Source organism: Enterobacter cloacae complex sp. P12RS (assembly GCF_014895875.1).
In the GTDB taxonomy this organism is placed as follows: domain Bacteria; phylum Pseudomonadota; class Gammaproteobacteria; order Enterobacterales; family Enterobacteriaceae; genus Enterobacter; species Enterobacter bugandensis.
The window spans coordinates 1-10,331 of record NZ_JADBQO010000056.1 but is presented as its reverse complement, the minus strand read 5'-3'; the positions used below and the strand labels follow the sequence as shown (position 1 = coordinate 10,331).

Annotated in this window: 22 protein-coding genes; 1 reads left to right on the top strand and 21 read right to left on the bottom strand. The window is 49.9% G+C overall.

Annotated features, from left to right (window positions below; translation table 11 throughout):
• Positions 1-6: 6 nt before the first annotated feature.
• The 19 genes from rpsE to rpsJ form a co-directional block, all read right to left on the bottom strand.
• Positions 7-507, bottom strand: coding sequence for a 30S ribosomal protein S5 (gene rpsE / locus IM284_RS21600; protein WP_003863299.1), 501 nt, complete (start codon positions 505-507; stop codon positions 7-9).
• A 14-nt stretch (positions 508-521) separates the two neighbouring features.
• On the bottom strand, positions 522-875 hold the full coding sequence (gene rplR / locus IM284_RS21595; protein WP_003863297.1) for a 50S ribosomal protein L18: 354 nt from the start codon (positions 873-875) through the stop codon (positions 522-524).
• Positions 876-884: 9 nt separating this feature from the next.
• The gene (rplF, locus tag IM284_RS21590) at positions 885-1,418 is read right to left on the bottom strand and encodes a 50S ribosomal protein L6 (RefSeq protein ID WP_003863296.1); all 534 of its coding nucleotides are present in this window, start codon (positions 1,416-1,418) and stop codon (positions 885-887) included.
• A gap of 12 nt (positions 1,419-1,430) precedes the next feature.
• Positions 1,431-1,823 carry a 30S ribosomal protein S8 gene (gene rpsH / locus IM284_RS21585; RefSeq protein WP_006178918.1) on the bottom strand — a complete coding sequence of 131 codons (393 nt, stop codon included), beginning with the start codon at positions 1,821-1,823 and terminating at the stop codon, positions 1,431-1,433.
• 30 nt (positions 1,824-1,853) lie between these two features.
• Positions 1,854-2,159 carry a 30S ribosomal protein S14 gene (gene rpsN, locus IM284_RS21580; RefSeq protein ID WP_003863291.1) on the bottom strand — a complete coding sequence of 102 codons (306 nt, stop codon included), beginning with the start codon at positions 2,157-2,159 and terminating at the stop codon, positions 1,854-1,856.
• Between the two features lie 14 nt (positions 2,160-2,173).
• Entirely contained in the window at positions 2,174-2,713 is a 540-nt protein-coding gene (gene rplE / locus IM284_RS21575; protein ID WP_001096202.1) for a 50S ribosomal protein L5, read from the bottom strand.
• A gap of 14 nt (positions 2,714-2,727) precedes the next feature.
• Positions 2,728-3,042, bottom strand: coding sequence for a 50S ribosomal protein L24 (gene rplX / locus IM284_RS21570; protein WP_003863287.1), 315 nt, complete (start codon positions 3,040-3,042; stop codon positions 2,728-2,730).
• A gap of 10 nt (positions 3,043-3,052) precedes the next feature.
• Positions 3,053-3,424: a 50S ribosomal protein L14 gene (gene rplN, locus IM284_RS21565; protein ID WP_002919748.1), complete on the bottom strand. Its 372-nt coding sequence runs from the start codon at positions 3,422-3,424 to the stop codon at positions 3,053-3,055.
• A gap of 166 nt (positions 3,425-3,590) precedes the next feature.
• Positions 3,591-3,845, bottom strand: a complete 255-nt coding sequence (gene rpsQ / locus IM284_RS21560) for a 30S ribosomal protein S17 (RefSeq protein ID WP_008503489.1) — start codon at positions 3,843-3,845, stop codon at positions 3,591-3,593.
• A complete protein-coding gene (gene rpmC, locus IM284_RS21555) occupies positions 3,845-4,036 on the bottom strand; it encodes a 50S ribosomal protein L29 (RefSeq protein ID WP_003863282.1) in 192 nt (63 codons plus the stop codon). Before rpmC ends, rpsQ begins: the two co-directional genes overlap by 1 nt.
• Positions 4,036-4,446 carry a 50S ribosomal protein L16 gene (gene rplP, locus IM284_RS21550; protein WP_002919759.1) on the bottom strand — a complete coding sequence of 137 codons (411 nt, stop codon included), beginning with the start codon at positions 4,444-4,446 and terminating at the stop codon, positions 4,036-4,038. Before rplP ends, rpmC begins: the two co-directional genes overlap by 1 nt.
• Positions 4,447-4,458: 12 nt before the next feature.
• Positions 4,459-5,160 carry a 30S ribosomal protein S3 gene (gene rpsC, locus IM284_RS21545; protein ID WP_000529945.1) on the bottom strand — a complete coding sequence of 234 codons (702 nt, stop codon included), beginning with the start codon at positions 5,158-5,160 and terminating at the stop codon, positions 4,459-4,461.
• A gap of 17 nt (positions 5,161-5,177) precedes the next feature.
• Entirely contained in the window at positions 5,178-5,510 is a 333-nt protein-coding gene (rplV, locus tag IM284_RS21540; RefSeq protein WP_002919773.1) for a 50S ribosomal protein L22, read from the bottom strand.
• Positions 5,511-5,524: 14 nt separating this feature from the next.
• Positions 5,525-5,803, bottom strand: a complete 279-nt coding sequence (rpsS, locus tag IM284_RS21535; RefSeq protein ID WP_001138117.1) for a 30S ribosomal protein S19 — start codon at positions 5,801-5,803, stop codon at positions 5,525-5,527.
• 16 nt (positions 5,804-5,819) lie between these two features.
• Positions 5,820-6,641 (bottom strand): 50S ribosomal protein L2, encoded by an 822-nt coding sequence (gene rplB / locus IM284_RS21530; protein ID WP_000301859.1) that lies wholly within the window; start codon positions 6,639-6,641, stop codon positions 5,820-5,822.
• A 17-nt stretch (positions 6,642-6,658) separates the two neighbouring features.
• Complete coding sequence (rplW, locus tag IM284_RS21525) at positions 6,659-6,961, bottom strand: 50S ribosomal protein L23 (protein ID WP_000617546.1); 303 nt, start codon at positions 6,959-6,961, stop codon at positions 6,659-6,661.
• Positions 6,958-7,563, bottom strand: coding sequence for a 50S ribosomal protein L4 (rplD, locus tag IM284_RS21520; protein WP_000424395.1), 606 nt, complete (start codon positions 7,561-7,563; stop codon positions 6,958-6,960). The genes rplW and rplD overlap by 4 nt, the downstream gene beginning before the upstream one ends.
• 10 nt (positions 7,564-7,573) lie before the next feature.
• On the bottom strand, positions 7,574-8,203 hold the full coding sequence (rplC, locus tag IM284_RS21515; RefSeq protein ID WP_003863274.1) for a 50S ribosomal protein L3: 630 nt from the start codon (positions 8,201-8,203) through the stop codon (positions 7,574-7,576).
• Positions 8,204-8,235: 32 nt separating this feature from the next.
• Positions 8,236-8,547 carry a 30S ribosomal protein S10 gene (gene rpsJ / locus IM284_RS21510; RefSeq protein WP_001181005.1) on the bottom strand — a complete coding sequence of 104 codons (312 nt, stop codon included), beginning with the start codon at positions 8,545-8,547 and terminating at the stop codon, positions 8,236-8,238.
• Positions 8,548-8,927: 380 nt separating this feature from the next.
• On the opposite strand from rpsJ, the gene IM284_RS21505 reads away from it, so the two are divergent.
• Positions 8,928-9,401 carry an A24 family peptidase gene (locus tag IM284_RS21505; protein ID WP_047366820.1) on the top strand — a complete coding sequence of 158 codons (474 nt, stop codon included), beginning with the start codon at positions 8,928-8,930 and terminating at the stop codon, positions 9,399-9,401.
• On the opposite strand, the gene bfr is transcribed toward IM284_RS21505, so the two are convergent.
• Both bfr and bfd read right to left on the bottom strand, forming a co-directional pair.
• Complete coding sequence (bfr, locus tag IM284_RS21500; RefSeq protein ID WP_028014636.1) at positions 9,385-9,861, bottom strand: bacterioferritin; 477 nt, start codon at positions 9,859-9,861, stop codon at positions 9,385-9,387. The two genes, IM284_RS21505 and bfr, sit on opposite strands and share 17 nt — an antisense overlap.
• Positions 9,862-9,933: 72 nt before the next feature.
• Positions 9,934-10,128 carry a bacterioferritin-associated ferredoxin gene (bfd, locus tag IM284_RS21495; protein WP_003863268.1) on the bottom strand — a complete coding sequence of 65 codons (195 nt, stop codon included), beginning with the start codon at positions 10,126-10,128 and terminating at the stop codon, positions 9,934-9,936.
• Between the last annotated feature and the right edge of the window lie 203 nt (positions 10,129-10,331).

Sequence of the window (10,331 nt, the reverse complement as noted above, 5' to 3'; positions counted from 1 at the left end):
GGTCAATTACCCCAGAATTTCTTCAACGGATTTACCACGCTTGGCAGCGACCATTTCTGGAGAATTCATATTTTCCAGGCCATCAATAGTTGCACGAACCACGTTGATCGGGTTGGTGGAACCATATGCTTTAGCCAGAACGTTATGAACCCCAGCAACTTCCAGAACGGCGCGCATTGCACCACCGGCGATGATACCGGTACCTTCTGAAGCTGGCTGCATGAATACACGAGAACCCGTGTGAACACCTTTAACTGGGTGCTGCAGGGTGCCGTTGTTCAGCGCGACGTTAATCATATTGCGACGGGCTTTTTCCATCGCTTTCTGGATCGCTGCTGGAACTTCACGCGCTTTACCGTAACCAAAACCAACGCGACCGTTACCATCGCCTACTACAGTCAGAGCTGTGAAGGAGAAAATACGACCACCTTTAACGGTTTTAGATACGCGGTTTACCGCGATCAGCTTTTCCTGCAGTTCGCCAGCCTGTTTTTCGATGTGAGCCATCTTACACCTCTACCTTAGAACTGAAGGCCAGCTTCACGGGCAGCATCTGCCAGTGCCTGGACACGACCATGATATTGGAACCCGGAACGGTCAAAGGAAACATTGCTGATGCCTTTTTCCAGAGCGCGTTCTGCAACAGCTTTACCTACAGCTGCAGCGGCGTCTTTGTTACCGGTGTACTTCAATTGTTCTGAGATAGCTTTTTCTACAGTAGAAGCAGCTACCAGAACTTCAGAACCGTTCGGTGCAATTACCTGTGCGTAAATATGACGCGGGGTACGATGTACCACCAGGCGAGTTGCACCCAGCTCTTTGAGCTTGCGGCGTGCGCGGGTCGCACGACGGATACGAGCAGATTTCTTATCCATAGTGTTACCTTACTTCTTCTTAGCCTCTTTGGTACGCACGACTTCGTCGGCGTAACGAACACCCTTGCCTTTGTAAGGCTCAGGACGACGGTAGGCGCGCAGATCTGCTGCAACCTGACCGATCAGCTGTTTATCAGCACCTTTCAGCACGATTTCAGTTTGAGTCGGACATTCTGCAGTGATACCGGCCGGCAGCGGATGCTCAACAGGGTGTGAGAAGCCCAGAGACAGGCCTACTGCATTCCCTTTGATAGCTGCACGATAACCTACACCAACCAGCTGAAGCTTTTTAGTGAAGCCTTCGGTAACACCAACAACCATTGAGTTCAGCAGGGCACGCGCGGTACCAGCCTGAGCCCATCCATCCACGAAACCATCACGTGGACCGAAGGTCAGAGCGTTATCTGCATGTTTAACTTCAACAGCTTTGTTGAGGGTACGAGTCAGCTCGCCGTTTTTACCTTTGATCGTAATAACCTGACCGTCGATTTTTACATCAACGCCGGCAGGAATAACGACCGGTGCTTTAGCAACACGAGACATTCTTTCCTCCGATTAGGCTACGTAGCAGATAATTTCGCCACCAAGACCAGCCTGGCGCGCTGCACGATCAGTCATAACACCTTTAGAGGTAGAAACAACTGCGATACCAAGGCCAGCCATAACTTTTGGCAGCTCATCTTTTTTCTTATAGATGCGCAGACCTGGGCGGCTGACACGCTGAATGCTTTCTACAACAGCTTTACCCTGGAAATACTTGAGAGTAAGTTCCAGTTCCGGCTTGGTGTCGCCTTCAACTTTAAAATCTTCGATAAAACCTTCTTCCTTCAGCACGTTGGCAATTGCCACTTTCAGCTTGGCGGAAGGCATGGTGACCGCAACTTTGTTCGCGGCCTGACCGTTACGGATACGGGTCAGCATATCCGCGATCGGATCTTGCATGCTCATCTGTCTTTACTCCCGTGATTCAATTGGTAATTACCAGCTAGCCTTTTTCAAGCCTGGCACTTCACCGCGCATGGCGGCTTCACGCAGTTTGATACGGCTCAACCCAAACTTGCCCACATAACCATGTGGACGACCTGTTTGACGACAGCGGTTACGCTGACGAGACGGGCTGGAATCACGCGGCAGAGACTGCAGCTTGAGAACCGCATTCCAACGATCTTCGTCGGAAGCGTTCACATCAGAAATGATCGCTTTCAGTTCAGCGCGTTTAGCGAAGAATTTATCAGCTAAAGCTACGCGCTTTACTTCGCGTGCTTTCATTGATTGCTTAGCCATTCAGTAACCCTACCTTACTTGCGGAACGGGAAGTCAAAGGCAGCCAGCAGAGCACGGCCTTCTTCGTCAGATTTCGCAGTAGTGGTAATGGTAATATCCAAACCACGCACGCGGTCGACTTTATCGTAGTCGATTTCTGGGAAGATGATCTGCTCACGGACACCCATGCTGTAGTTACCACGACCGTCGAAAGACTTCGCGGACAGGCCACGGAAGTCACGGATACGTGGAACAGCAATAGTGATCAGGCGCTCAAAGAACTCCCACATGCGTTCGCCACGCAGAGTTACTTTACAGCCGATCGGATAGCCCTGACGGATTTTGAAGCCTGCAACAGATTTGCGTGCTTTGGTGATCAGCGGTTTTTGACCGGAGATTGCTGTCAGGTCAGCTGCTGCGTTATCCAGCAGTTTCTTGTCAGCGATCGCTTCACCAACACCCATGTTCAGGGTGATCTTCTCGACCCGAGGGACTTGCATGACAGAATTGTAGTTAAACTCGGTCATGAGTTTCTTAACTACTTCGTCTTTGTAGTAATCATGCAGTTTCGCCATCGTACTACTCCAAATTACTTGATAGTTTCGCTATTAGACTTGAAGAAACGGACTTTTTTGCCGTCTTCGAATCTAAAGCCTACACGGTCAGCCTTACCGGTAGCCGCATTGAAGATTGCAACGTTAGAAACCTGAATAGCAGCTTCTTTTTCAACGATGCCGCCTGGTTGGTTCAGGGCCGGAACCGGCTTCTGATGTTTCTTAACCAGGTTGATACCTTCAACGACAAGTTTGCCGGAAGACAGAACATTTTTTACTTTACCGCGTTTACCTTTATCTTTACCGGTTAACACGATAACTTCGTCATCACGACGGATTTTCGCTGCCATGATTCGCTCCTTAGAGTACTTCTGGTGCCAGAGAGATAATTTTCATGAACTTCTCAGTACGAAGTTCACGAGTTACCGGCCCAAAGATACGCGTGCCGATAGGCTGCTCGCTGTTATTGTTTAAAATAACGCATGCATTACCATCGAAGCGAATGACAGAACCGTCAGGGCGACGAACACCCTTCTTGGTGCGCACCACTACCGCCTTCAGCACATCACCTTTTTTGACCTTACCACGTGGAATTGCTTCCTTGATGGTGATCTTGATGATGTCGCCTACGCCTGCGTAGCGACGGTGCGAGCCACCCAGAACCTTGATACACATTACGCGACGTGCACCGGAGTTGTCGGCGACGTTCAGCATAGTCTGTTCTTGGATCATTTTAGTGCTCCGCTAATGTCAACTACTACCTGAGACTCTAAAATCAGAGCCGTTAAAAAGCCCCATATCGAGGGCGCGGCATTATAACACCGCTTCTGCAATATGGGTAGAAAAAATAAACGGCTCATCGCTGAGCCGTTTATTCGTATTGAGAAGGCGTACTGTATTACAGAACCGCTTTCTCTACAACGCGAACCAGCGTCCAGGACTTAGTCTTGGACAGTGGACGGCATTCACGGATTTCAACCTTGTCGCCGATACCACATTCGTTGTTCTCGTCATGTACGTGCAGTTTGGTCGTACGCTTGATGAATTTACCGTAGATCGGGTGTTTCACAATACGTTCGATAGCTACAACAATGGATTTCTCCATTTTGTCGCTAACAACACGACCTTGCAGAGTACGGATTTTATCGGTCATTACGCACCCGCCTTCTGAGTCAGTAAAGTCTTAACGCGTGCAACATTGCGACGCACTTGCTTCAGCAGGTGAGTCTGTTGCAGCTGGCCACTTGCAGCCTGCATGCGCAGGTTGAACTGCTCACGCAGCAGGTTCAGCAGCTCAGCGTTCAGCTCTTCAACGCTTTTTTCACGCAGCTCTTTTGCTTTCATTACATCACCGTCTTAGTTACAAAGGTGGTTTTGATAGGCAGTTTCGCTGCTGCCAGGCCGAAGGCTTCACGGGCCAGCTCTTCCGGAACACCGTCCATTTCATAAAGGACTTTGCCCGGTTGGATCAAGGCAACCCAGTACTCCACGTTACCTTTACCTTTACCCATACGAACTTCCAGTGGCTTCTCGGTGATCGGTTTGTCCGGGAATACACGGATCCAGATCTTACCTTGACGCTTAACTGCACGGGTCATTGCACGACGTGCTGCTTCGATCTGACGTGCAGTCAGACGACCACGGCCAACAGCTTTCAGACCGAAAGTGCCGAAGCTAACATCCGTACCCTGCGCCAGACCACGGTTGCGGCCTTTGTGCACTTTACGGAATTTTGTACGCTTTGGTTGTAACATCAGCGACGCTCCTTATTTACGGCCTTTACGCTGCTGCTTTTTAGGTTGAGCAGCCGGTTTTTCCGGTTGTTCAACAGCAGCCATACCACCCAGGATCTCACCTTTGAAGATCCATACCTTAACGCCGATTACACCGTAAGTGGTGTGCGCTTCAGAGGTGTTGTAGTCGATGTCAGCACGCAGAGTGTGCAGCGGTACGCGACCTTCACGGTACCATTCGGTACGTGCGATTTCCGCGCCGCCCAGACGGCCGCTAACTTCAACTTTGATACCTTTAGCGCCCAGACGCATTGCGTTCTGTACAGCACGCTTCATAGCACGACGGAACATAACACGACGTTCCAGCTGAGAAGTGATGCTGTCAGCAACCAATTTAGCGTCCAGTTCAGGCTTACGAACTTCAGCGATATTGATCTGTGCAGGAACGCCAGCGATATCCGCTACGACCTTGCGCAGTTTTTCTACGTCTTCGCCTTTCTTACCGATAACGATGCCAGGACGAGCAGTGTGAATAGTCACACGGATGCTCTTCGCTGGACGCTCGATAACGATACGAGATACAGACGCTTTAGCCAGTTCCTTAGTCAGGTACTGACGTACTTTAAAATCGCTGTCCAGGTTGTCAGCGAATTCTTTGGTGTTCGCAAACCAGGTAGAGTTCCATGGTTTTACAATACCCAAGCGAATACCATTAGGATGTACTTTCTGACCCATTGCTAGTCTCCAGAGTCTCAGCGATCGGACACAACCACAGTAATGTGGCTGGTGCGCTTCAGGATGCGATCTGCACGACCTTTCGCACGCGGCATAATGCGCTTCATGCTTGGGCCTTCATCTACGAAAATTTTCGCGACTTTCAGATCGTCGATGTCAGCGCCATCGTTGTGTTCAGCGTTAGCAATGGCAGATTCCAGTACTTTCTTGACCAATACCGCAGCTTTCTTGTTGGTATAGGTCAGGATGTCCAGGGCCTGCGACACTTTCTTACCGCGAATCAGGTCAGCAACAAGGCGAACCTTCTGTGCAGAAGAACGAGCATGGCGATGTTGAGCTAAAGTTTCCATCTCTTCCTCCTACCTTATTTCTTCTTCGCTTTTTTATCAGCAGCGTGGCCGCGATAAGTACGAGTCGGTGCGAATTCACCCAGTTTGTGACCAACCATTTCGTCGGTAACAAAGACTGGAACGTGCTGACGACCATTATGGACAGCGATGGTCAAACCGATCATGTTAGGAAAGATCGTTGAACGACGGGACCAAGTGCGCAGGGGCTTCTTGTCTCCGCTTTCCACCGCTTTCTCTACCTTCTTCAGCAAGTGCAGGTCAATAAAAGGACCTTTCTTGAGAGAACGTGGCATGGCTTATCCTCTAAAATTATTTGCTACGGCGACGTACGATAAATTTATCAGTACGCTTGTTGCTGCGGGTCTTCTTACCTTTGGTCTGAACGCCCCACGGAGTTACCGGGTGCTTACCAAAGTTACGACCTTCACCACCACCATGTGGGTGGTCGACTGGGTTCATCGCAGTACCGCGAACGGTAGGACGAACACCACGCCAGCGTGCAGCACCAGCTTTACCCAGAACGCGCAGCATATGCTCAGCATTGCCAACTTCGCCCAGAGTAGCGCGGCAGTCTGCTTCGACTTTACGCATTTCACCAGAACGCAGACGCAGGGTGACATAAGCACCGTCACGCGCAACGATCTGAACGTAAGTACCAGCGGAACGTGCCAGCTGACCGCCTTTACCTGGTTTCATTTCTACGTTATGAACGGTAGAACCAACCGGGATATTGCGCATCGGCAGGGTGTTGCCTGCTTTGATTGCAGCATCAACGCCAGACTGAATCTGGTCGCCAGCTTTCAGGCCTTTAGGGGCCAGGATGTAACGGCGTTCGCCGTCTTTGTACAGAACCAACGCGATGTTCGCGGAACGGTTCGGATCGTACTCAAGACGTTCAACAACTGCTGGGATACCGTCTTTGTTGCGTTTGAAGTCAACAATACGATAAGCCTGCTTGTGGCCACCACCGATGTGACGAGTGGTGATACGGCCATTGTTGTTACGACCACCGGATTTGCTGTTTTTTTCCAGCAACGGAGCAAAAGGTTTGCCCTTGTGCAGCTCAGGGTTAACCACTTTAACTACGTGGCGACGACCCGGAGATGTCGGTTTACATTTAACAACTGCCATTGTATTACTCCTCCGACTTACTCAGCGCCGCCAACGAAGTCCAGGTTCTGGCCTTCTTTCAGGGTGACGTAAGCTTTTTTCCAGTCGCTACGACGACCGATACGCTGTCCGTGACGTTTAACTTTCCCTTTAACTACCAGGGTGTTAACGACTTCGACTTCGACTTCAAACAGTTTCTGCACAGCAGCTTTGATCTCTGCTTTGGTCGCGTCTTTAGCAACTTTGAGAACGATGGTGTTTGTTTTTTCCATCGCAGTAGACGCTTTTTCAGAAACGTGCGGTGCGCGAAGCACCTTCAGCAGACGTTCTTCACGAATCATGCCAGCATCTCCTCAACTTGCTTAACAGCATCAGCAGTCATTACGACTTTGTCGAAGGCGATCAGGCTAACCGGGTCGATACCAGTCGCATCGCGTACGTCAACCTTGTGCAGGTTACGTGCGGCCAGGAACAGGTTCTCGTCCAGCTCACCGGTGATGATCAGCACATCTTCCAGAGCCATGTCTTTCAGTTTCTGTGCCAGCAACTTAGTTTTAGGCGCTTCAACAGAGAACTTCTCGACAACGATCAGACGATCCTGACGTACCAGTTCGGACAGGATGCTTTTCAGCGCGCCGCGGTACATCTTTTTGTTAACTTTTTGACTGTGGTCCTGTGGACGCGCAGCGAAGGTCACGCCACCTGAACGCCAGATCGGGCTCTTGATAGAACCTGAACGCGCACGGCCGGTACCTTTCTGGCGCCATGGCTTTTTGCCAGAACCAGTTACTTCAGCACGAGTCTTCTGAGCACGAGTACCCTGACGAGCACCAGCTGCATAAGCAACAACAACCTGGTGAACCAGCGCTTCGTTGAAATCACGACCGAAGGTAGTTTCGGAAACAGTCAGCGCGCTCTGCGCGTCTTTCAATACTAATTCCATTGCTATCCCCTTACGCCTTCACAGCTGGTTTAACGATCAGGTCGCTACCGGTTGCACCCGGGACCGCACCTTTAACCAGCAGCAGGTTGCGCTCAGCGTCAACACGTACTACGTCCAGGCTCTGAACGGTTACACGTTCGTTACCCAGCTGACCTGCCATTTTCTTGCCTTTGAACACTTTGCCCGGAGTCTGGTTCTGACCGATAGAACCCGGAACACGGTGAGACAAGGAGTTACCGTGAGTAGCGTCCTGGGTACGGAAGTTCCAGCGCTTAACGGTACCAGCAAAACCTTTACCTTTAGAGGTACCGGTTACGTCAACTTTTTTAACGTCAGCAAACAGCTCAACGCTAATGTCCTGACCTACGGTGAACTCTTCGCCTTCAGCAAGACGGAATTCCCACAGACCACGGCCAGCTTCTACGCCAGCTTTAGCGAAGTGACCCGCTTCTGGTTTGGTTACACGGTTAGCTTTTTTAGCACCAGTGGTAACCTGAATAGCGCGGTAGCCATCGTTAGCCAGATCTTTAACCTGAGTAACGCGGTTTGCTTCAACTTCGATTACGGTTACTGGGATAGAAACGCCATCTTCAGTGAAGATGCGGGTCATACCCACTTTTTTACCGACTAAACCAATCATTGTTTCAACCTCTCAATCGCTCGATGACCTGATTAACCCAGGCTGATCTGCACGTCTACACCGGCAGCCAGATCCAGACGCATCAGAGCATCAACGGTTTTCTCAGTTGGCTCAACGATGTCAACCAGACGCTTGTGAGTGCGGATTTCGTACTGATCGCGCGCGTCTTTGTTGACGTGCGGGGAGATCAGAACGGTGAAGCGCTCTTTGCGGGTCGGCAGCGGGATCGGACCACGGACTTGCGCACCAGTGCGCTTAGCAGTCTCGACGATTTCCGCGGTTGATTGATCGATCAGACGATGATCAAACGCTTTAAGGCGGATACGGATTCTTTGGTTCTGCATGAGACCAGAGCTCCAATTATTTTATAAACGAAAATGATTACTCCTCAAACCCATTACGATTGATGGGAGAGTGTAACCGTTCTTACGTAGCCCCCCAATTGGGAGCATTGTTGAGTAACAAAATGAGCTACTCTGGTTCTGATTGAACCCGCCGTCAATTACGACAAGCCCGCGCATTATACGTAAATCAGAGAAAGACGCAAGTGCCGTTTAGAAATTAAGCGTCAAAGGCTCAGTATGCGTAGGACTGCGCAACTTTTTACGCCGTATATCCTTTCTGAATTTTTTATTTGAAGCCGCTACGCAATTGCTGTTTTTGTGCATTGCCGGACAGGCAGATTGTAACGAGTATGCGCTCAAAACCTTTTGAGGCCTTTTCCATGCTAACCACCCTCCCCTTCCTGATGATCTATTTTTCTCTGACGGCCTTACTCGTACGCGCTGATATTCGCGACGGTTTACTGCCCGATAAATTTATCTGCCCGCTGCTCTGGACGGGCCTGCTCTACCAGGTCTTTATCCATCCTGATTTTCTGCCGAGTGCCGTAATGGGAGCGGTGGCTGGATATCTTGGTTTTGCCACGATTTACTGGGGCTATCGGCTTATCTGCCGGCGGGAAGGAATGGGATATGGCGATGTGAAGTATCTGGCAGGACTTGGTGCGTGGCATGGCTGGTGCATACTGCCTACGCTGGCGTTACTCGCCGCGCTTATGGCGCTGCTTTGCATTCTTGTTTTTTCATTTCTCACCTCAGATAAAGGAGCACTAAAAAACCCACTGCCTTTTGGACCATTTCTGGCAGCAGCGGGTTTATGCGTTGGATGGGAAAATCTGATTAATTTTCCACTTTGATCTGAGACTGTAGGTAGTTCTGAAGGCCAATTTTGCTAATGAGATCCAGCTCGGTTTCCAGCCAGTCAATGTGGCCTTCTTCATCGGCAAGGATCTGGATCATCATATCGCGGCTCACATAGTCATGGACGCTGTCAGCATAAGCAATGGCTTCGCGCAGATCTTTCGCACCTTCCAGCTCCAGCCGGAGGTCAGAACGCAGCATCTCTTCGACATCCTCACCGATGCCCAGCTTGCCGAGATCCTGCAGGTTTGGGATGCCTTCAAGGAATAAGATACGCTCGATGTATTTATCGGCGTGTTTCATCTCATCTATAGACTCATGGTACTCAACGTCATTCAGACGTGTCAGACCCCAGTTTTTAAACATTCTCGCGTGAAGAAAGTACTGGTTGATTGCGACAAGCTCATTTCCCAATAATTTATTGAGATAACTTATGATTTTAACATCACCTTTCATTATATAGTCCCTCCGCTTCCACTCATTGAAGCGTAGAACGGGCTACGGGGATGTCAAAAAAAAGATAGAGGCTTACGCGATCTCTTTGAATTCCGGGATCTGCATCAGTTCGTCCTGCATGATCTCACGCGCTGCGCGAACGCATTTACCGCATTGATTTCCCACCGGAACAAATTTGCGAAGCTGCTGGAAAGATTGTGGCTGAAACTGGCGAACGGCCTGACGAATTTTCTTGTCGCTTACACCATTACATAAACAAACGTACATAGAGACTCCCGTTCAAAATATGCGCAAAGTGTAAGTGAGAATGGTTATGATTACAATAGCACATACGCCAGGATACGGGCCGGGAGCGGGTAAAAAATGCGAAATTTTGTGACAAGGAAAGGTACAGAAAACAAAAAAGGACGCCGAAGCGTCCTTTTTTATTCAGGGATAATTAATTAGCCCAGAACTTTAGCAACAACGCC

What these genes read in the sequence shown, in the direction of transcription:
- rplW (WP_000617546.1), bottom strand. Translation starts at nt 6,961, where the DNA reads ATGATTCGTGAAGAACGTCTGCTGAAGGTGCTTCGCGCACCGCACGTT.
- bfd (WP_003863268.1), bottom strand. Translation starts at nt 10,128, where the DNA reads ATGTACGTTTGTTTATGTAATGGTGTAAGCGACAAGAAAATTCGTCAG.
- rplP (WP_002919759.1), bottom strand. Translation starts at nt 4,446, where the DNA reads ATGTTACAACCAAAGCGTACAAAATTCCGTAAAGTGCACAAAGGCCGC.
- rpsE (WP_003863299.1), bottom strand. Translation starts at nt 507, where the DNA reads ATGGCTCACATCGAAAAACAGGCTGGCGAACTGCAGGAAAAGCTGATC.
- rpsS (WP_001138117.1), bottom strand. Translation starts at nt 5,803, where the DNA reads ATGCCACGTTCTCTCAAGAAAGGTCCTTTTATTGACCTGCACTTGCTG.
- rpsC (WP_000529945.1), bottom strand. Translation starts at nt 5,160, where the DNA reads ATGGGTCAGAAAGTACATCCTAATGGTATTCGCTTGGGTATTGTAAAA.
- rplN (WP_002919748.1), bottom strand. Translation starts at nt 3,424, where the DNA reads ATGATCCAAGAACAGACTATGCTGAACGTCGCCGACAACTCCGGTGCA.
- rplR (WP_003863297.1), bottom strand. Translation starts at nt 875, where the DNA reads ATGGATAAGAAATCTGCTCGTATCCGTCGTGCGACCCGCGCACGCCGC.
- rpmC (WP_003863282.1), bottom strand. Translation starts at nt 4,036, where the DNA reads ATGAAAGCAAAAGAGCTGCGTGAAAAAAGCGTTGAAGAGCTGAACGCT.
- rplD (WP_000424395.1), bottom strand. Translation starts at nt 7,563, where the DNA reads ATGGAATTAGTATTGAAAGACGCGCAGAGCGCGCTGACTGTTTCCGAA.
- bfr (WP_028014636.1), bottom strand. Translation starts at nt 9,861, where the DNA reads ATGAAAGGTGATGTTAAAATCATAAGTTATCTCAATAAATTATTGGGA.
- rpsN (WP_003863291.1), bottom strand. Translation starts at nt 2,159, where the DNA reads ATGGCTAAGCAATCAATGAAAGCACGCGAAGTAAAGCGCGTAGCTTTA.
- rpsQ (WP_008503489.1), bottom strand. Translation starts at nt 3,845, where the DNA reads ATGACCGATAAAATCCGTACTCTGCAAGGTCGTGTTGTTAGCGACAAA.
- rplF (WP_003863296.1), bottom strand. Translation starts at nt 1,418, where the DNA reads ATGTCTCGTGTTGCTAAAGCACCGGTCGTTATTCCTGCCGGCGTTGAT.
- rplV (WP_002919773.1), bottom strand. Translation starts at nt 5,510, where the DNA reads ATGGAAACTTTAGCTCAACATCGCCATGCTCGTTCTTCTGCACAGAAG.
- rplE (WP_001096202.1), bottom strand. Translation starts at nt 2,713, where the DNA reads ATGGCGAAACTGCATGATTACTACAAAGACGAAGTAGTTAAGAAACTC.
- rplB (WP_000301859.1), bottom strand. Translation starts at nt 6,641, where the DNA reads ATGGCAGTTGTTAAATGTAAACCGACATCTCCGGGTCGTCGCCACGTA.
- IM284_RS21505 (WP_047366820.1), top strand. Translation starts at nt 8,928, where the DNA reads ATGCTAACCACCCTCCCCTTCCTGATGATCTATTTTTCTCTGACGGCC.
- rpsJ (WP_001181005.1), bottom strand. Translation starts at nt 8,547, where the DNA reads ATGCAGAACCAAAGAATCCGTATCCGCCTTAAAGCGTTTGATCATCGT.
- rpsH (WP_006178918.1), bottom strand. Translation starts at nt 1,823, where the DNA reads ATGAGCATGCAAGATCCGATCGCGGATATGCTGACCCGTATCCGTAAC.
- rplX (WP_003863287.1), bottom strand. Translation starts at nt 3,042, where the DNA reads ATGGCAGCGAAAATCCGTCGTGATGACGAAGTTATCGTGTTAACCGGT.
- rplC (WP_003863274.1), bottom strand. Translation starts at nt 8,203, where the DNA reads ATGATTGGTTTAGTCGGTAAAAAAGTGGGTATGACCCGCATCTTCACT.